Origin of the sequence: Sulfitobacter sp. TBRI5 (assembly GCF_051013555.1) — a bacterium.
Taxonomy (GTDB): Bacteria; Pseudomonadota; Alphaproteobacteria; order Rhodobacterales; family Rhodobacteraceae; genus JL08.
In genome coordinates this window covers 989,737-1,006,067 of record NZ_CP112884.1, presented here as the reverse complement: position 1 = coordinate 1,006,067, position 16,331 = coordinate 989,737, and the positions used below count along the sequence as shown (strand labels likewise).

General features: G+C 60.2%; 19 protein-coding genes and 1 pseudogene. 12 read left to right on the top strand and 8 right to left on the bottom strand.

Annotated elements, in window-relative coordinates; translation table 11 throughout:
• Window positions 1-109: 109 nt before the first annotated feature.
• The 4 genes from OLX72_RS05230 to OLX72_RS05215 are packed head-to-tail and all read right to left on the bottom strand — an operon-like array spanning window position 110 to window position 3,155.
• The gene (locus OLX72_RS05230) at window positions 110-1,162 is read right to left on the bottom strand and encodes a permease (RefSeq protein ID WP_114868621.1); all 1,053 of its coding nucleotides are present in this window, start codon (window positions 1,160-1,162) and stop codon (window positions 110-112) included.
• Between the two features lie 54 nt (window positions 1,163-1,216).
• Complete coding sequence (locus tag OLX72_RS05225; protein WP_114868622.1) at window positions 1,217-1,531, bottom strand: ArsR/SmtB family transcription factor; 315 nt, start codon at window positions 1,529-1,531, stop codon at window positions 1,217-1,219.
• 50 nt (window positions 1,532-1,581) lie between these two features.
• Window positions 1,582-2,202, bottom strand: a complete 621-nt coding sequence (locus OLX72_RS05220; RefSeq protein ID WP_114868623.1) for a hypothetical protein — start codon at window positions 2,200-2,202, stop codon at window positions 1,582-1,584.
• Entirely contained in the window at window positions 2,199-3,155 is a 957-nt protein-coding gene (locus OLX72_RS05215; protein ID WP_433989959.1) for an L-malyl-CoA/beta-methylmalyl-CoA lyase, read from the bottom strand. The genes OLX72_RS05220 and OLX72_RS05215 overlap by 4 nt, the downstream gene beginning before the upstream one ends.
• 303 nt (window positions 3,156-3,458) lie before the next feature.
• Between OLX72_RS05215 and dgcN the strand changes: the two genes are divergently transcribed.
• The 6 genes and pseudogenes from dgcN (at window position 3,459) to OLX72_RS05185 (ending at window position 9,142) form a co-directional block, all read left to right on the top strand.
• Window positions 3,459-4,460 carry an N-acetyltransferase DgcN gene (dgcN, locus tag OLX72_RS05210; protein ID WP_114868625.1) on the top strand — a complete coding sequence of 334 codons (1,002 nt, stop codon included), beginning with the start codon at window positions 3,459-3,461 and terminating at the stop codon, window positions 4,458-4,460.
• Window positions 4,461-4,524: 64 nt separating this feature from the next.
• Window positions 4,525-5,490 carry an N-acetyl-D-Glu racemase DgcA gene (gene dgcA, locus OLX72_RS05205; protein ID WP_114868626.1) on the top strand — a complete coding sequence of 322 codons (966 nt, stop codon included), beginning with the start codon at window positions 4,525-4,527 and terminating at the stop codon, window positions 5,488-5,490.
• A gap of 13 nt (window positions 5,491-5,503) precedes the next feature.
• Window positions 5,504-6,361, top strand: a complete 858-nt coding sequence (locus tag OLX72_RS05200; protein WP_433989958.1) for a D-amino-acid transaminase — start codon at window positions 5,504-5,506, stop codon at window positions 6,359-6,361.
• A gap of 102 nt (window positions 6,362-6,463) precedes the next feature.
• Complete coding sequence (locus tag OLX72_RS05195; RefSeq protein WP_114868627.1) at window positions 6,464-6,877, top strand: RidA family protein; 414 nt, start codon at window positions 6,464-6,466, stop codon at window positions 6,875-6,877.
• Window positions 6,878-7,016: 139 nt separating this feature from the next.
• A pseudogene (locus OLX72_RS05190) lies at window positions 7,017-7,670 on the top strand (sterol desaturase family protein); the annotation flags it as partial.
• A 119-nt stretch (window positions 7,671-7,789) separates the two neighbouring features.
• Complete coding sequence (locus OLX72_RS05185) at window positions 7,790-9,142, top strand: acyltransferase family protein (RefSeq protein WP_433990433.1); 1,353 nt, start codon at window positions 7,790-7,792, stop codon at window positions 9,140-9,142.
• Here OLX72_RS05185 and OLX72_RS05180 read toward each other — a convergent pair whose 3' ends face one another.
• Both OLX72_RS05180 and OLX72_RS05175 read right to left on the bottom strand, forming a co-directional pair.
• Complete coding sequence (locus OLX72_RS05180; RefSeq protein ID WP_433990432.1) at window positions 9,143-9,454, bottom strand: DUF1244 domain-containing protein; 312 nt, start codon at window positions 9,452-9,454, stop codon at window positions 9,143-9,145. It lies immediately after the preceding gene.
• Between the two features lie 22 nt (window positions 9,455-9,476).
• Window positions 9,477-10,214, bottom strand: a complete 738-nt coding sequence (locus tag OLX72_RS05175) for an N-formylglutamate amidohydrolase (RefSeq protein ID WP_114868629.1) — start codon at window positions 10,212-10,214, stop codon at window positions 9,477-9,479.
• 108 nt (window positions 10,215-10,322) lie between these two features.
• On the opposite strand from OLX72_RS05175, the gene pyk reads away from it, so the two are divergent.
• The 5 genes from pyk (at window position 10,323) to OLX72_RS05150 (ending at window position 13,887) form a co-directional block, all read left to right on the top strand.
• On the top strand, window positions 10,323-11,768 hold the full coding sequence (gene pyk / locus OLX72_RS05170) for a pyruvate kinase (protein WP_114872038.1): 1,446 nt from the start codon (window positions 10,323-10,325) through the stop codon (window positions 11,766-11,768).
• A gap of 30 nt (window positions 11,769-11,798) precedes the next feature.
• A complete protein-coding gene (locus tag OLX72_RS05165; RefSeq protein WP_114868630.1) occupies window positions 11,799-12,023 on the top strand; it encodes a hypothetical protein in 225 nt (74 codons plus the stop codon).
• 140 nt (window positions 12,024-12,163) lie between these two features.
• Window positions 12,164-12,364 (top strand): 50S ribosomal protein L35, encoded by a 201-nt coding sequence (gene rpmI / locus OLX72_RS05160; RefSeq protein ID WP_114868631.1) that lies wholly within the window; start codon window positions 12,164-12,166, stop codon window positions 12,362-12,364.
• A gap of 12 nt (window positions 12,365-12,376) precedes the next feature.
• The gene (gene rplT / locus OLX72_RS05155) at window positions 12,377-12,742 is read left to right on the top strand and encodes a 50S ribosomal protein L20 (RefSeq protein WP_114868632.1); all 366 of its coding nucleotides are present in this window, start codon (window positions 12,377-12,379) and stop codon (window positions 12,740-12,742) included.
• A 143-nt stretch (window positions 12,743-12,885) separates the two neighbouring features.
• Complete coding sequence (locus OLX72_RS05150; protein ID WP_114872039.1) at window positions 12,886-13,887, top strand: NAD(P)H-dependent flavin oxidoreductase; 1,002 nt, start codon at window positions 12,886-12,888, stop codon at window positions 13,885-13,887.
• Between the two features lie 7 nt (window positions 13,888-13,894).
• Here the strand turns inward: OLX72_RS05150 and OLX72_RS05145 are convergent, their stop codons facing one another.
• Window positions 13,895-14,302, bottom strand: coding sequence for a GFA family protein (locus tag OLX72_RS05145; RefSeq protein ID WP_433989957.1), 408 nt, complete (start codon window positions 14,300-14,302; stop codon window positions 13,895-13,897).
• A gap of 126 nt (window positions 14,303-14,428) precedes the next feature.
• On the opposite strand from OLX72_RS05145, the gene pheS reads away from it, so the two are divergent.
• On the top strand, window positions 14,429-15,502 hold the full coding sequence (gene pheS / locus OLX72_RS05140; protein ID WP_114868634.1) for a phenylalanine--tRNA ligase subunit alpha: 1,074 nt from the start codon (window positions 14,429-14,431) through the stop codon (window positions 15,500-15,502).
• A gap of 71 nt (window positions 15,503-15,573) precedes the next feature.
• On the opposite strand, the gene OLX72_RS05135 is transcribed toward pheS, so the two are convergent.
• A protein-coding gene (locus OLX72_RS05135) for an IS5 family transposase (RefSeq protein ID WP_433988765.1) occupies window positions 15,574-16,325 on the bottom strand; the annotation gives its coding sequence in 2 pieces (ribosomal slippage) (window positions 15,574-15,992 and window positions 15,992-16,325; 753 coding nt in all).
• Window positions 16,326-16,331: the final 6 nt, after the last annotated feature.

The window sequence follows — 16,331 nt, the reverse complement described above, 5'->3', positions numbered from 1 at the left end:
CGCGATCTTGTCAAAGCGCGCTGGTCCGTGAAACTGCCATGTTCGCGCAAGCAGTGGGGCAGGTCCGTTTCACAGGACTGCCCCGCCGAATATCAGGCCGTATTCCGGTTCAAAGCGTGGTCCACAGCTGGAACAAAAGGCCGCTGGCAAAAGACCCTGTCAGGGCGATGCCAAGATAGAGGAAAAAGACCTGCCGTTTGACCAGCGCCCAGACCGCTATGGCGGCTGGCAGGGAACTGACCCCGCCGGCAACAAGAAACGCCAGACCTGCACCGGGCGCCATGCCCTGCTCCATCAGGCCGCCGACCAGCGGCAGGGCCGCATACCCGTTCAGATAGGCCGGTACGCCGACAAGAGTTGCGATCCCGATTGGAGCGATCCCGGTGCCGCCCAACGCCTGCGCCACCAGATCGGCAGGCACCCAGGCCAGCATCAGACTTTCCAGAATGAACGCGAGGGTCAGCCATTTGGCCAGAAACAACGTGGTCTTGATGCCTTCCTGCCAGAATTTCCTGACGCGCGCATCGTCGCTCCAGAACGCCCAGACAACCGGCTGCGCCGAGCGGACTTTTGATCCGCCGCACCCGCCATTGCCGACACCGTCCCGCAACGGATCGCCCAGTCCGCCCGCGCGCGAAACTGTGTGAACGACAAACCCGCCAAACACGCCCAGACTGATGGCTGTGATCGTCTTGGCAACGGCAAACTCAAGGCCCAGCACCCCGGTGGTCAGCGCGAACATGGACGGATCCATGACCGGTGATGCCAGCCAGAAGGCCATCACCGCCGACAGGGGCACACCCATAGCCAGAAGCGCGGCGATCAACGGAATGACGCCACAGGAACAGAACGGCGATAGCCCGCCCACCGCCGCGGCCAACAGGATCATCACTGCCGGCGATCCGGTAAAGGCGCGCGCAATCAGCCCGTCTGCACCCGTCGCCCCGGCATAGGCCGCGACCACGACAGACAGAACAAGGAAGGGCGCCACATTCGCAAGGTTCTGCGCGGCAAACTGTGCGGTGGACACACCCAGCGCCGGGGCCAGAACCATCAGCGCCGCAAGAATAGCTGCCGACAAAAGCCAGACCTTTTCCTTGGTCCAGATCCGGTTTGCTGCATCAATCGTCCATGATCTGACGCCAAGAGCAAGTTCGGTCATTTCGAAATCCCTAATTATATAGTTGTTTAAAGCCAAGAAAAACGCCCGCTTCACTCATGCAGCATCTTCCTGTGTCAGTGTTACGCCCGTGCAGCATTCCGCAGTCAGAAAGGACAGGGTCTGATGCATCACATCAAAATCAACCCGGTTCATGATCTGACGTCCCTGACGTTCCTGCGTCACAAGCCCTGCATCGACCAGTGTCTTGAGGTGATACGCAAGGGTCGAGGCCGCCATGCCCAGGTGATCGCCGATTTCGCCTATATTGAGGCCATCGTTTCCGGCCCGTACCAGCAACCGAAAGATTGTCAGACGGGTCTCGTGGCCGAGGGCGGCAAGCGAAAGCGCGGTGGAAGCCATGTTCATCATGACTCCAATAAAACTATAAATGTAGTTTTGTCAAGCAATCTTCGCCCGCGTCAGCCCAGCACGGCGCGCAGGGCCAATTCGGGTGACGCAAACACCGGCATTGACAGATCATCCAGCATGGTGGCTGCGCCCGCCATGGATGCCTGCGCCAGAACCACAGCGCTGATATCTGGGTGGTCTTTTACATATGCCTTCACAGCGGCGGCGATCACGGCGCGAAACGCATCGTGTTCACCCGCCTGAAACAGGGCCCAGAACCGGCCCAGATGCAGGGTTTGAAACGGGGCTATCACGCCAGCGACATCCAGCGCGGATTGCAGCAGATCGCCCGAAGGTGCGGCGCTGCTGTCCAGACAATAGACCAGCAGAACCGGCCCGCCCGTCTGTGCCGCCGTCTGCGCTGCCGCCTGCATCATCGGTGCGTCGATGCGGATCGCGCCCGCATCCCCCGCCACCGCGCCAATTGTCGTGCAGGTGCACAAAACCGGCCCCGCCGCCGCGCGAACCAGTGCGCCGATGTCACCCGCAAGCGCTGTGTCTATGCCGCCCTGTGCGCGATCCAGAAAACCGGGGCGCACCAGATGCACAAGCTTTGCATCCGGCGCGATCCGGTCGCGCAGCGCATCAAACGTGTCCGCATGGGCCTGCGCCGTGTGCAAAAGGGTGATCACCCCGCGATCATTTCCGACTGGCGCACAATCACCTCGGCCTGTTTGATCGACGCGATATCAACCAGACGTCCCTTGTAGACGGTTGCGCCTTCGCCGTTGGCCTTGGCCGTTTCCATCGCCGCCAGAATCTCGCGCGCTTCGGCCACAGCCTCGGGGGACGGTGTGAACACATCGTTGGCCAGCGCGATCTGTTTGGGGTGAATTGCCCATTTGCCGACCATGCCCAGCGTCGCCGACCGGCGGGCCTGCGCGATAAACCCTTCATCATCGGAAAAATCACCGAACGGGCCATCGACCGGCAACAATCCGTGGGTGCGGCAGGCCGCAACAATCGCCGCCTGTGCCCAGTGCCACGGATCGGACCAGTGCTTTTGCCCGTCGCGGATCATGTAATAGTTTTCCTGCGTGCCACCGATGCCGGTGGTCTGCATCCCCATTGATGCGGCAAAATCCGCCGCGCCCAAAGACATGGCCTGCAGCCGCGGACTAGCGGCAGCAATTTCTTCGACATGGGCGATGCCGGCAGCACTTTCGATGATCACTTCGAACGAAATCGGTTTGCTTCGGCCCTTGGCCGCTTCGATCGACGTCACCAGCGCATCAACCGCATAAACATCCGCCGCGCGTCCGACCTTGGGGATCATGATCTGGTCCAGCCGGTCGCCGGCCTGTTCCAGCAGGTCCACGACGTCGCGATACCACCACGGGCTGTCCAGACCGTTGATACGAACGCTTAGATACTTATTGCCCCAGTCCACATCCGAAATGGCGGCAATCACGTTGGCGCGTGCCGCGTCCTTGTCGGTGGGGGCAACGGAATCTTCCAGATCAAGGTTGATCACATCCGCTGCACTGGCGGCCATTTTTTCGAACAGGGCCGGGCGCGATCCGGGGCCGAACAGCTGACAGCGGTTGGGACGGGCGGGGGCGGCGGGTTGTAAACGGAAACTCATATCTGGGCGGCCTTTCGGGTCGGTGAAACGGAAATTCTGCGCGTTGGACGTAGTCAACCGGCGCAGGTCGCGCAAGCGAATAACCCCGCCTGCGACGTCGTGGCGGCCCGCACCGAACCGGTGGGGCGATCGAAGAAATCATCATCTTGCCTGCAACAGGTGCAAAAATATTCAGCATTTTTCCGAAATTCGAGCCAAAATCTGCGTGCGGATTGCCCTGAGCACACAATTCGCAATACCCTTTCTACCGTGTTGGGGCAATCTGCGCGCGATATCTGCACTTTCTGACGGGGGCACTTTACCATGATCGAAACACCATACCTTCTGTTTCTGGGCGACGCGCCCGATCAACTGGCGGCCAAGGTCGCGCAAGGCATCAAGGACTGGCGCCCCGAAAACGCAATCGGCCAGTTGCGCTTGCCCGGTTGCGGGGCCGATGTGGGCCTGACCGATATGGGTTTGAAGCAGGCACAGGAAGCAGGGGCCAAAACCCTTGTGATCGGGGTGGCCAACCGTGGCGGCGTGATCAGTGCAGCGTGGAAAAAGGTGCTGATCGAAGCGCTGGAGATGGGCTATGATCTGGCCAGCGGGCTGCACAACCTGCTGCGCGACGAAGGCGATCTGGTGGCGGCCGCGCAAACCCATGGCGGCACCCTGCACGATGTGCGCGTTCCCACCGTGGGCTATCCGATTGCCAATGGCGAAAAACGCAGCGGCAAACGAGTTCTGGCGGTGGGCACCGATTGTTCGGTCGGCAAGATGTATACCGCGCTGGCGCTGGACGCATCGATGCGCGCAAAAGGCATGAAAAGCACGTTCCGCGCCACCGGCCAGACGGGTATCCTGATCACCGGTCACGGCGTGCCGCTGGATGCGGTGATCGCCGATTTCATGGCCGGTTCCATCGAGTATCTGACGCCCGACAATGACGCCGATCACTGGGATATCATCGAAGGTCAGGGCAGCCTGTTCCACGTTTCCTATTCCGGCGTGACACTGGCCCTGATCCACGGCGGCCAGCCCGACGCCCTGATCCTGAGCCATGAGCCAACCCGCAGCCATATGCGCGGTCTGCCCGGTTACACGCCACCCAGCCTCGAGGCGCTGCGCGACATGGCCCTGCCGCTGGCCCGCGTCGCCAACCCCGACTGCCAGGTCGTGGGCATCACGGTCAACACGCAACACATGTCAGAAGACGAAGCACAGGCCTATCTGGCCGAGGTCGAGGCCCGCATGGGCCTGCCCACGGTCGATCCGTTCCGCCACAGTGCCGATCGTCTGGCCGACGCGCTGGCGGCCCTTTAGACATTGCACGCGCCGCTGGTGCGGTGCAGTTTCCGTATTTGAGGCAAAAAGAAGGGACGGTCCGATGGACATCGAAATCACGCGCGACGTGTTCAGGCTGGCGCAGGTGTTCACCATCAGCCGTGGATCGCGCAGTGAAGCGCATGTTCTGACCGTCACCGTGACTGATGGCGGTCACAAGGGGTGGGGCGAATGTGTGCCCTATGCCCGCTACGGTGAAACGCTGGACTCGGTCAGTGACCAGATTGCGGGCCTGCCTGCGATGTTTGACCGTGCGGGCCTGTATGATCTGCTGCCCGCAGGGGCCGCGCGCAATGCGGTGGATTGCGCAATGTGGGATCTGGCGGCGAAACAGGCGGGCAAACGGGTATGGGATCTGGCCGGGCTGGAACCACCCAGGCCACAGATCACAGCCTATACCCTGTCGCTGGAAACGCCTGAGGTGATGCAGGCGCAGGCTGCCAAAAACGCGCATCGCCCGTTGCTCAAGATCAAGCTGGGCACGCCGGATGACATGCCCCGTCTTGAGGCGGTGCGCAAAGGCGCGCCCGCGGCCCGTATCATCGTGGATGCAAACGAGGGCTGGTCGGCCGATGTTTATACCGATCTGGCGCCTCATCTGGTGCGGCTGGGGGTTGATCTGGTGGAACAACCGCTGCCCGCCGGAGAGGATGATGCCCTGATCGGCATGGCGCGTCCGGTGCCGGTCTGCGCTGACGAAAGTTGCCATGACCGCGCCAGTCTGGCCGCGCTGAAGGGCAAATACGATGTGGTCAACATCAAACTGGACAAGACCGGCGGGCTGACCGAGGCACTGGCGCTGAAAGACGCCGCGCTGGCGCAGGGCTATGGCGTGATGGTTGGCTGCATGGTGGGCAGTTCGCTTGCGATGGCCCCTGCCGTTCTGGTGGCTCAGGGCGCTGCGGTGGTCGATCTTGACGGGCCTTTGCTTCTGGCCGAAGACCGCGAACACGCTTTGACATTCGACGAAAACGGCGTGCATCCCCCCGATGCCGCCCTGTGGGGATAAAAGGATCACAGAAATGCGTACGGTTTACGTAAACGGAAACTACCTGCCCGAAACCGAAGCCACAGTTTCAATCTTTGATCGCGGCTTTCTGATGGCGGACGGGGTTTACGAGGTCACGTCGGTGCTGGGCGGCAAGCTGATCGATTTCGAGGGCCACGCGGTAAGGCTGGCGCGATCCCTGAAAGAACTGGACATGCGCGCGCCGGTGGACAAGGATGATCTGCTGGCCATTCACCGCGAACTGGTCCGCCTGAACGACATCGACGAAGGATTGATCTATCTGCAGATCACCCGTGGATCGGATGGCGACCGTGATTTCGTTTTTCCGCCGGAAGATACGGAACCCACCATCGTGATGTTCACCCAGAACAAGCCCGGGCTGGCTGACAATCCGGCCGCGAAAAAAGGCGCGAAAATCATCAGCATCGAAGATATCCGCTGGGGGCGGCGCGACATCAAGACCGTGCAGCTGCTGTACCCGTCGATGGGCAAGATGATGGCGAAAAAGGCTGGCGCTGATGATGCCTGGATGATCGAGGACGGGTTCGTGACCGAAGGCACATCGAACAACGCCTATATCGTCAAGGGTAACAGGATCATCACCCGCGCGCTGAGCAATGACATTCTGCATGGCATCACCCGCGCCGCCGTGCTGCGCCTTGCCCGCGAGGCGCAGATGGAAGTGGAAGAGCGCAATTTCACCATCGAAGAGGCCCGCGCCGCGGACGAAGCGTTTACCACATCGGCCAGCGCCTTTGTGATGCCGGTTGTCGAAATCGACGGCATCGCGCTGGGCGACGGCACACCAGGTCACGTGGCGCGGCGCCTGCGCGAGATCTATCTGGAAGAAAGCCTGAAAAAGGCGGTCTGACACTTTCTGCGCTGCCCGTCTGAGGATTTTTGAGCGCCGCGACCGGGCTGATGTGCTAGCCTGCCCTGAAAATGCAACAGGACATACAGAAAGGCGCGCATTATGACATATGATCGGGAACTGATTTCCAACGGCAACCCGATGGAGGCGATTGTCGGGTTCAGCCGTGCAGTGCGCGTCGGGCCGTATATCTCCGTGGGTGGCACAGCCCCTGTCGGACCGGATGGAAAAACCGTGGGCGTCGGTGACGTGGCCGCCCAGACCCGCCAGTGTATCGAGGTGATCAAGGCCGCGCTGGAACAGGCCGGTTCGGGCTTGCATGATGTGGTGCGCACGCGGGTGATCCTGACGGATATAGATGACTGGAAAGCCGCCATTGATGTGCGCAAGACCTATTTTCGCGACATCCGCCCCGTGGATACGATCATGGCCGTCACGCGGTTTGTGAACCCCGAATGGCTGGTCGAGCTTGAGGTGGATGCGGTGATTGGCAACTGGCAGGGGCCGGCCGGCTGATCCGGCCCCCCAGCGCGCCTGCTCCGTCACCCGATTGGCACCTGATTGGTTCATGCGGCGCATCTTTTGCCCTTGAGCGGCCCCATTGTTGCCAGATTGGGCCGCTATCGAATGCGCACGCAAGACAAAGGCGCCGCGCATGGATACGTTACTCGGTTACTTCCAGTATTCGTTACAAACCTTTTTCAATATGAACGAGCGCGTCGCGCTCTTATATCTAGGCTGTACCCTGTTTCTGGCGCTGGCCGTGTGGTGGTACCGCGGCAGACGGGGGTCTTTCATAAGCTTTCTGTTGCCGGCGCGGGTGTATCTGCACCGGTCAAACCTGCTGGACATAAAGCTGTTTTTCACCTTTCGCGCGATCGGCTTCTTCGGATTGATGAGCAAGGTATTCTTTCCGGCAACGGTTGCGTTTTACGTTCTGTCATGGCTTTCCGGCCCGTCCGCCGATGGCTTTTTGGCCCCGCCCACAGGTTGGACGCGCAGCCTGCTGGCGACACTGATCATCGTTGTCGCCTCGGATTTCTGCAAATACTGGGCGCACCGGCTGCACCATGAATGGAAGGTGCTTTGGCCGTTCCATGCGGTGCATCATTCGGCCGATGTGCTGACCCCGCTGACGGTTCACCGAACCCATCCGATTGAACCGGTCATCCGCAACCTGCTGATCACAGTCATCGTCGGGATCGTGCAGGGCGTGATGCTGTTTGCGCTGATCGGACAGATCGACATCGTAACGCTGGGTGGCGCCAATGCGATGTATGTGCTGTTTAATATGCTGGGGGCCAACCTGCGCCACAGCCATATCTGGCTGAGCTACGGGCGGGTGATGGACATATCTTTATTTCGCCGGCGCAACATCAGGTGCACCATTCGGTCGCGGTGGAACACATCGACAAGAACTACGGGTCTATGTTCGCGATCTGGGACTGGATGTTCGGCACGCTTTATGTGCCCGAAAAGGTCGAGGAGATCACCTATGGCGTGTCCGACGGTAAGGGCAACCCGATCGCACAGCCCTATACCACCCTGCGCGAGGCGCTGTTGAAACCGTTTCGCGAAAGCTGGGAGGCGATTGACAAACAGCGCGCGGCGCGCGCGCGGGCGCGTGCGAAATTGCCGCCGGCGGTCATGTCACAGGGGTTTTCCATCTGGTTGGATGCCCTGCGCGCCGGGGCTGCGCTGACCGTGCTTTTCGGCCACATGGCCCATATCCGATTCACCCGCGGGGATTATTTTGTGCTGCGCGAACTGAACGTCGCCAGCGATGCGGTGATCGTTTTCTTCGTGCTGTCCGGTGTGGTGATCGCTTATGCAGCCACGCGCGACGCCACGCTGGAACGGTTTGCGTTCAATCGTATGACGCGGCTGTGGTCGGTCGTGGTCCCGGCGCTTGCACTGACGCTGATCTTTGATGCCATTGGCACGCGGATAAACCCCGAAGCCTATCCGGAGACGTTCTATAACCCTGTTTCCCTGTCCGAAATGGTGCTGCGCGGGCTGACATTTACCAGCGAATGGCAGGGGATCTGGGATCGGGTACGGCTGGGCACAAACGGCCCGCTCTGGTCGCTGAGTTACGAAGTCGGGTTTTACATGCTTTTCGGCGTTGCGTTGTTCCTTAGGGGGGCGCTGCGCTGGGTGTTGCTGGCGCTGCTGGTGCTGCTGGTCGGTGTGCCGATACTGGCGCTGCTGCCGGCATGGCTGATGGGGGTTCTGGTCTGGCACACGGTGCGCCTGTCACCGGATGCGCCCATACATTCCGGCAAAGACTGGGCGCGCGCGATCCTGGGTATTGCCATGCTGGTGGTGCTGAAATTGGCAGGCCTGCCTGCGGCGCTGAGCGAAATAACGGCGCAGGCGTTTGCGCCTTACAGCCATCATGCCGTTCTGGCATATTCCGACGAAGTGTTGTGGAACACGGTCATCGCAGTGGGTGTTGCCTTGCATCTGGCAGGTGTCAAAAACATCGCCGACCGTCGCGCTCCCCGCCCGGAAGGCCGCGCAACAGGCGCCATCCGCTGGGTCGCCGGAGCAAGCTTTTCCATCTACGTGATGCACTATCCAACGCTGCATCTGCTGGACGCCACTTTGCCGGAAAATCTGCCCGCCTATGATCTGTGGCTGCTGACGCTGACACTGCTGGTTTGTTTCGGATTTGCCAGCCTGTTCGAACGCCCGCTGAAACGGTTTCGCGCACTGGTGGAACCGATGTGGAAAATGGCGGGGGCCCCGTTTGTGGCCCCGCGCTCGTCTACGCTGTGATCAGCCTTTGCCAACGTTTTCCGCAAACGCCTTTTTAAAGGCTGTCTGCTGGTCGTCGGTGGCCTCGGTCTGATGCCTGGATTTCCATTCATCCATGCTCATCCCGTAGTAATGTTCGCGTGCTTCGTCTTTTGACATTTCAATGCCGCGTTCGGCGGCGGCCTCCTGATACCAGCGCGACAGGCAGTTGCGGCAGAACCCTGTCAGGTTCATCATGTCGATGTTCTGCACATCGGTGCGATCCTGCATCAGGTGTTTCTGCAACCGGCGGAAGGCGGCGGCCTGTAGTTCGATTTCGGTCTGGTCGTCCATCATATTCCCCTTTTCCTGTTATCTATAAATTGGTGCTGGCCAGCACGTCTTCAAGAACGGGGGCCAGTCGGGTGGCCCATTTCGCCTGATCCTGCGCCGTGCGGATCAGATCGTTGCGCAATTCGATCAGCACGTTGGGTCGGCCATGTTGCAGTGCGTGGCGTTCAACCGCATCGCCGGGCAGGTGGCCACCGTAAGGTTCGTTGTCGCCGACTGGCGGGCCGCCCTGTTCGGCCAATGCGGCAATCAGCGGTTTGGAAAGCCGCTGGTCATCTGCATGCAGCACGCCGATTTCCCAGGGCCGCACCGGGCGCCCCTCAAGCTGGCGGGTAAAGCTGTGGATCGACAGAAGAACGGTATCAGGGCGCGCCGCCAGTTCGGCCAGCGCCCGGTGATAGGGGCGGTAACACAGATCAAGCCGTGCCTCGATCTCGGATGCGTCGACATGGCGGTTGCCGGAAATGATCGTCCCGTCATACAGCTTCATCACCAGTGTCGGGTCGTCCTCTCCGCGGTTGGGATCAATCACCAGCCGCGAAAAATTTGACAGGATCGCGGTACTGTTCAGTGCTTTGGCCAGTTCAAGTGTCAGCCCCGCCGCCCCCACATCATAGGCGATGTGGCGGTTCATATCCGCATCCGACAACCCCAATGTGCCACCGTTGACGGCTGCTGGGATCGTGTTGGCCGCATGATCGCACGTGATCAGCCAGCGGCCGGGCCGGTTTTCGCCATGGATGGAAAATGGGGTATACGTCATATTGCTGTCACCTGTTTTCCCGCAGGTTTAGGCCAGTTGCCCGCGGAATGGAATTGGGTGATAACAGGTTGCGCGGTTAGCGTTAACAAAGACGACAAGGAATACCTGATGAGACGACTGCGGAACGTAAAGATTGTTGCCACACTTGGCCCGGCCTCGGACAATTATGAAATGATCCGGGCCCTGCACGAGGCAGGCGCAGATGTGTTTCGCCTGAACATGTCCCACGGCAGCCATGAAGAGATCGCCAAGAAACACGCGATTATCCGTCAGGTCGAACAGGATCTGGACAGCACAATCGCGATTCTGGCCGATCTTCAGGGGCCCAAACTGCGCGTCGGTACCTTTGCCAATGGCGAAGAGGAACTGGAACAGGGCGCTGCGTTCCGGCTGGATCTGAACGAGGCAGACGGAGATGCAACCCGGGTGTGCCTGCCGCATCCGGAAATTTTTGCTGTTCTGCAATCCGGTGCCAGTCTTTTGGTGAATGACGGCAAGATCCGCTTGCAGGTCAAATCCTGCGGGACCGATTTTGCCGATTGCACGGTGATTGCGGGCGGCACCATCTCGGACCGCAAGGGCGTGAACGTGCCGGATGTCGTGTTGCCGCTGGCGGCGCTGTCGGCCAAGGACCGCGCCGATCTGGAATTCGTCTGCGAACTGGGCATTGACTGGCTTGCCCTGTCGTTCGTCCAGCGCCCCGAAGATGTTGTTGATGCACGTGCGCTGGCCAAAGGCCGTGCCGCGATCCTGTCCAAAATCGAAAAACCGTCAGCAGTTGAGCGGTTCGATGATATTCTGGCTGTCAGCGACGGCATTATGGTCGCGCGTGGCGATCTGGGTGTGGAACTGCCGGTGCAGAACGTGCCGCCCATCCAGAAACGGCTTGTCCGCCGCTGCCGCAGTGCCGCCAAGCCGGTGATCGTGGCCACCCAGATGCTGGAAAGCATGATCGAAAGTCCGATGCCGACCCGCGCCGAAGTGTCCGATGTGGCGACAGCGATCTACGAAGGGGCGGATGCCGTCATGCTGTCCGCGGAATCCGCCGCCGGGCAATACCCGGTGGAGGCGGTGACAACAATGAACAACGTCGCCGTCGAGGTCGAAGACGATCCGACCTATACCCAGATCATCGAAGCATCGCGCACCGCCAACCGCGCCAGCGTTGCTGACGGGATCGTGGCGGCTGCCCGCGAAATTGCCGAGACGACCAATATCAAGGCGATCTGCTGCTTTACCCAAAGCGGTACAACGGCATTGCTGACCGCGCGCGAACGTCCGCGCGTACCGATCATCGCGATGACATCGGTGCGCCAGACCGCGCGTCGTCTGGCGCTAAGCTGGGGCACGAACTGCGTGATGACCGGCGAGCTTGAGCGGTTCAAGATGGCTGTTGTTAATGCAGCACGCGCCGCCCGTGCCGGTGGGTTTGCCGAACCGACAGATCAGATCGTCGTTACAGCTGGCGTACCGTTCAACGTGCCAGGAAGCACCAATATCCTTCGGGTTGCGCCCTGCGACGAACGTTTGATTTTTAATACCGATCCAGAGTAAACTTTGCCGACAGAAAAAAGGGGCAGGGCGATGGAACCGGATCTGGCGCTTGTGATCGGGCTTGTGATTGCGGGGTTTTCAATCCCGTCGATGATGTCGGCCGTCACGGACGGGCGCGCGCCGCGCGCGTCTGCCCTGACGATCCTGATATCTTTTGCCCTGATTTTTTACGCCGTCTATCAAAAGCCCAGCGGCTACAGCATGTCCGAAATCCCCGATGCCTTTGTCAACGTAGCGTCGCAATTCTTTCGCTGACCGGTTGTGCGCCGGGAAATTGCCCTTTCCCTCTTGCCCTATGATGCATTGCCGCCTATACGGCGCGTCTGTTCGTGCGTCCGGCCAATATGGCATGCCGAGTCGTGCGTGAACCGACCCAAATACGATAGGAGACGGAAATGCCTAAGATGAAGACGAAATCGAGCTGCAAGAAGCGGTTCAAGGTGACGGCCACGGGCCGCGTTCTGACGGGCCAGGCCGGCAAGCGCCACGGCATGATCAAACGCAGCAACAAATTCCTGCGCAACGCGCGCGGCACAACGACACTGTCGGCCCCTGATGAGAAAATCATCAAGTCGATGATGCCGTACGCACGCTAAGGAGGGAATGATATGTCTCGCGTAAAATCCGGCGTTGTCACACACGCCCGCCACAAAAAAGTAATCAAAGCAGCCAAAGGCTATTACGGTCGTCGCAAGAACACCTTCAAGGTGGCCGCGCAAGCCGTGGACAAGGCCAACCAGTACGCCACCCGCGACCGCAAGAACCGCAAGCGCAATTTCCGCGCCCTGTGGATCCAGCGGATCAACGCCGCGGTGCGCAGCCACGACGAAGCGCTGACATACAGCCGCTTTATCAACGGCCTGTCGCTGGCCGGTATCGAAGTGGACCGCAAGGTTCTGGCCGATCTGGCCGTACACGAGCCTGCCGCATTCGGTGCGATCGTAGAACAAGCCAAAGGCGCGCTGAGCGCGTAAGCGTCAAACGCCCCCTTTGGTAAAAGAAAAGCCGCCCCCTGCTCGGGCGGCTTTTTGCTGTGCGGGGGATGGAAAAAACCGAAACCATTTGACTAGGATCTGGGCGATGGCCCACCCTGACGTTGTTCAAAGGGGGAAACACCATGAAAACGGTGCTTTGTGACCAGTTTGATATCGAAATTCCCATTCTGTCCGCACCGATGGGTGGGGCGGCCGGGCCGGATTTGGTTGCGGCGGTCTGCAATGCAGGGGGGCTCGGGGTGATCCCGCTATGGGGTATGCCCGTGGAACAGGTTCGCAGCGGCATCGCGCAAGTGCGCAAACTGACCGATCGGAACTTTGCGGTGAATCTGAATCTGTCCTTCCCGTTCAAAGACCAGTTGCAGGCCTGTATTTCTGAAAATGTGGCCGCAGTGTCGCTGTTCTGGGGAATGGACCCGGCCGCAATCGACATGGCTCGTCGCGGTGGCCTGAGTGTCATGGCAAGCGTTGGCAACGCACACGAAGCACGGATCGCGGCCGATGCCGGGGCCGACATCATCGTCGCCCAGGGCTGGGAGGCAGGCGGTCACGTCTGGGGCAGTGTCGCGACGATGGCGCTGGTCCCCGCCGTGGTGGATGCAGTGACTGTGCCAGTGATCGCTGCTGGTGGAATCGCGGATGGCCGCGGTATGGCGGCCGCGCTGATGCTGGGGGCGTCGGGTGTCTGGATCGGCACCCGCTTTTTGGCCAGCACCGAAGCCACCATCCACGATACCTACCGGAAACAGATTCTGGACGCCTCGGAGGGCCAGACCGAATGGTATCAAGACCTGTATGATGGTGACTGGCCCGACGCGCCGCATCGGGCCCTTGCAAACGCGACCTCGGCAAAATGGCATGACGCCGGTAACCCCCAACCGGGCAAACGCCCCGGCGAAGGTGATATCATCGGCCACCGCGCTGACGGCAGGCCGGTCACGCGATACCAAAGCTATACCCCACATCCCGGCACGACCGGCGACGTGGCCGATATGTCATTGTGGTCCGGTCAGGGCGTGTCTCTGGTGCGCGAGGTCATGCCCGCCAAAGAAATCGTCGCGGAAATCTATCGCGACGCCAAACAAGCGCTTCAGTCCGGCCTGTCCGTCCTGCCCGACAGATAGGTGCCGCCTACCTGTCGGGCAGGTTTTCAAAGCTGGGCACATCTGCCGCAATCACATGGAACGGTTGCTGGTCTTTGGTATAGATCGCCGCCTGCGGTGTGCCAAACCGGGCCGGATCATCCAGCGCCCCGGCCTTCAGAACAACCTGATCATAGCCTGCGATGCGCGTCAGAACCGGCGTGCCGCAGGTGCCGCAAAATTCGCGCGTCACGGGGTTTTCCAGATCGCTGCGCGCAAAGCTTTGCGGTGTGCCGCGCACGTAACGCACCCCGTCAGCGGGCATCATCATGAAAAAATTCGGCCCGCCGCCCGAAATATACTGGCAAGGGCGGCAATGGCACTGCCCCCGAAATCCTGGCTGCCCCTCGGCTTCGAACCGCAGAGCGCCGCAGTAACACCCACCTGTCAGTTTCATGTCACTCTCCTTTTTCGCACATCAGTGTGTGGAGCTTGCCGCGCCGGCGCGTCAAAGACCAGCGCGCACTTGCTTTCACGCGCCCTTGTGATAGCAGAGCGGGGATGAATTTCCGGGGGGTCCGTTATGGACGATCTTAAGCGCAAATACCTTGATCAGATCGCAAATGCCGCAGATGAATCCGCGCTTGAGGATATCCGCGTCGGTGCCGTGGGCAAAAAGGGCGAGGTCGCGCTGAAGATGCGCGAACTGGGCAAGATGACGCCCGAGGAACGGCAGGTGGCCGGCCCCGCGCTGAACGCCCTGAAAGACGAGATCAACGCAGCGCTTGCCGCGAAAAAGGCCGCGTTGGGCGATGCCGCGCTGAACGAACGGTTGCGCACCGAATGGCTGGACGTGACATTGCCGGGGCGGTCGCGCCCACAAGGCACCATCCATCCGGTGTCGCAGGTCACAGAAGAACTGACAGCGATCTTTGCGGAACTGGGGTTTTCCGTGGCCGAAGGGCCGCGCATCGACACCGACTGGTATAATTTCGACGCGCTGAATATCCCGTCACATCACCCCGCACGCGCCGAAATGGATACGTTTTACATGCACCGCGCAGAAGGTGACAACCGCCCACCGCATGTGCTGCGCACCCACACCAGCCCGGTGCAGATCCGCACGATGGAAGCCGAAGGCGCGCCGCTGCGCATCATTTGCCCCGGCGGTGTCTACCGCGCCGATTACGACCAGACCCACACGCCGATGTTCCATCAGGTTGAAGGGCTGGCGATTGATAAAAACATCAGCATGGCCAACCTGAAATGGACGCTTGAGGAATTCTTCAGCTCTTTTTTCGAAATCGAAGGCATCAAGACCCGGTTCCGCGCCTCGCATTTTCCGTTTACCGAACCCTCGGCCGAGGTGGATATCCAGTGTTCCTGGGTCGACGGGCAATTGCGCATCGGCGAAGGCGATGGCTGGATGGAAGTGCTGGGCAGCGGCATGGTGCACCCCAAGGTGCTGGCCGCCGGTGGCATCGACCCGGAAGAATGGCAGGGCTTTGCCTTTGGCATGGGCATAGACCGGATTGCGATGCTGAAATACGGCATCCCCGACCTGCGCGCATTCTTTGATTCAGACCTGCGTTGGCTGCGCCATTACGGGTTTGCAAGCCTGGATCAGCCGAACCTGCATGGCGGGTTGAGTAGGTGAGTGAAATTCTGGAAGCGATCAAACAATTTGTAGTTTTTGTTCAGGAAGATCTTATTAGGGGCTGTTGACGTTCACCTGATGTGAATGATTGTAGCGGCGATCGAGATGAATGCTTTGAAGCTGGGGTCTGTTTTGCACGAGCGCATAGCTATCCCTCTGTTTTCCTTCAGTTTGCCAAAGTAGTTTTCGATCAGGTGCCGCCATTTGTAGGTGTCTTTGTCGAACTCCGCCGGGAACTTCCGGTTGGACTTCGGCGGAATGACCGGAGTGATGTCGCGATCCAGCAGGTCATTGCGCAGCCAATCCGCATCAAAGGCCCTGTCCGCCAGCAGGTGCCCGGCAGACAGATTTCGGATCAGTGTATCGGTCTCGCGCAGATCATGGGCTTGTCCGGGCATCAGGCAAAAATCGACGAGGTTGCCGAGCGCGTCCGTCAGCGCCAGTATCTTCGTGGTTATCCCCCCGCGAGAGCGCCCGATGGCCTGGCAAAGAGTCCCCCTTTTGCGCCTTGGCCAGAGCGGTGAACCTTGACGATGGTGCCATCGATCATGGCGTATTCGAGGTCGGCGTCTGAGGCTAATACTTTGAACATATGATAGAAAATATCTGCCTTAACCCACCTGCGGAACCGCTTGAACACAGAGTTCCACTTGCCGAATTCGTCCGGCAACTCGCGCCATTGTGCCCCAGTGCGAACGATCCAAAGGACGGCTTCCACAAACAGGCGAGGATCGCGCCCAGTTTGTCCCGGGTCTGTGGGTTTTCCAAGACAATACGGGTCGATGATTGTCCAATGCGCATCGGTCAGGACTCTTCGGGTCAAGGCTGC

What these genes read in the sequence shown, in the direction of transcription:
- OLX72_RS05215 (WP_433989959.1), bottom strand. Translation starts at nt 3,155, where the DNA reads ATGAGTTTCCGTTTACAACCCGCCGCCCCCGCCCGTCCCAACCGCTGT.
- OLX72_RS05165 (WP_114868630.1), top strand. Translation starts at nt 11,799, where the DNA reads ATGGAACCGGATCTGGCGCTTGTGATCGGGCTTGTGATTGCGGGGTTT.
- rplT (WP_114868632.1), top strand. Translation starts at nt 12,377, where the DNA reads ATGTCTCGCGTAAAATCCGGCGTTGTCACACACGCCCGCCACAAAAAA.
- dgcA (WP_114868626.1), top strand. Translation starts at nt 4,525, where the DNA reads ATGGACATCGAAATCACGCGCGACGTGTTCAGGCTGGCGCAGGTGTTC.
- OLX72_RS05185 (WP_433990433.1), top strand. Translation starts at nt 7,790, where the DNA reads ATGTTCGCGATCTGGGACTGGATGTTCGGCACGCTTTATGTGCCCGAA.
- OLX72_RS05150 (WP_114872039.1), top strand. Translation starts at nt 12,886, where the DNA reads ATGAAAACGGTGCTTTGTGACCAGTTTGATATCGAAATTCCCATTCTG.
- OLX72_RS05230 (WP_114868621.1), bottom strand. Translation starts at nt 1,162, where the DNA reads ATGACCGAACTTGCTCTTGGCGTCAGATCATGGACGATTGATGCAGCA.
- OLX72_RS05225 (WP_114868622.1), bottom strand. Translation starts at nt 1,531, where the DNA reads ATGATGAACATGGCTTCCACCGCGCTTTCGCTTGCCGCCCTCGGCCAC.
- OLX72_RS05200 (WP_433989958.1), top strand. Translation starts at nt 5,504, where the DNA reads ATGCGTACGGTTTACGTAAACGGAAACTACCTGCCCGAAACCGAAGCC.
- OLX72_RS05175 (WP_114868629.1), bottom strand. Translation starts at nt 10,214, where the DNA reads ATGACGTATACCCCATTTTCCATCCATGGCGAAAACCGGCCCGGCCGC.
- OLX72_RS05145 (WP_433989957.1), bottom strand. Translation starts at nt 14,302, where the DNA reads ATGAAACTGACAGGTGGGTGTTACTGCGGCGCTCTGCGGTTCGAAGCC.
- pyk (WP_114872038.1), top strand. Translation starts at nt 10,323, where the DNA reads ATGAGACGACTGCGGAACGTAAAGATTGTTGCCACACTTGGCCCGGCC.
- rpmI (WP_114868631.1), top strand. Translation starts at nt 12,164, where the DNA reads ATGCCTAAGATGAAGACGAAATCGAGCTGCAAGAAGCGGTTCAAGGTG.
- OLX72_RS05195 (WP_114868627.1), top strand. Translation starts at nt 6,464, where the DNA reads ATGACATATGATCGGGAACTGATTTCCAACGGCAACCCGATGGAGGCG.
- pheS (WP_114868634.1), top strand. Translation starts at nt 14,429, where the DNA reads ATGGACGATCTTAAGCGCAAATACCTTGATCAGATCGCAAATGCCGCA.
- dgcN (WP_114868625.1), top strand. Translation starts at nt 3,459, where the DNA reads ATGATCGAAACACCATACCTTCTGTTTCTGGGCGACGCGCCCGATCAA.
- OLX72_RS05180 (WP_433990432.1), bottom strand. Translation starts at nt 9,454, where the DNA reads ATGGACGACCAGACCGAAATCGAACTACAGGCCGCCGCCTTCCGCCGG.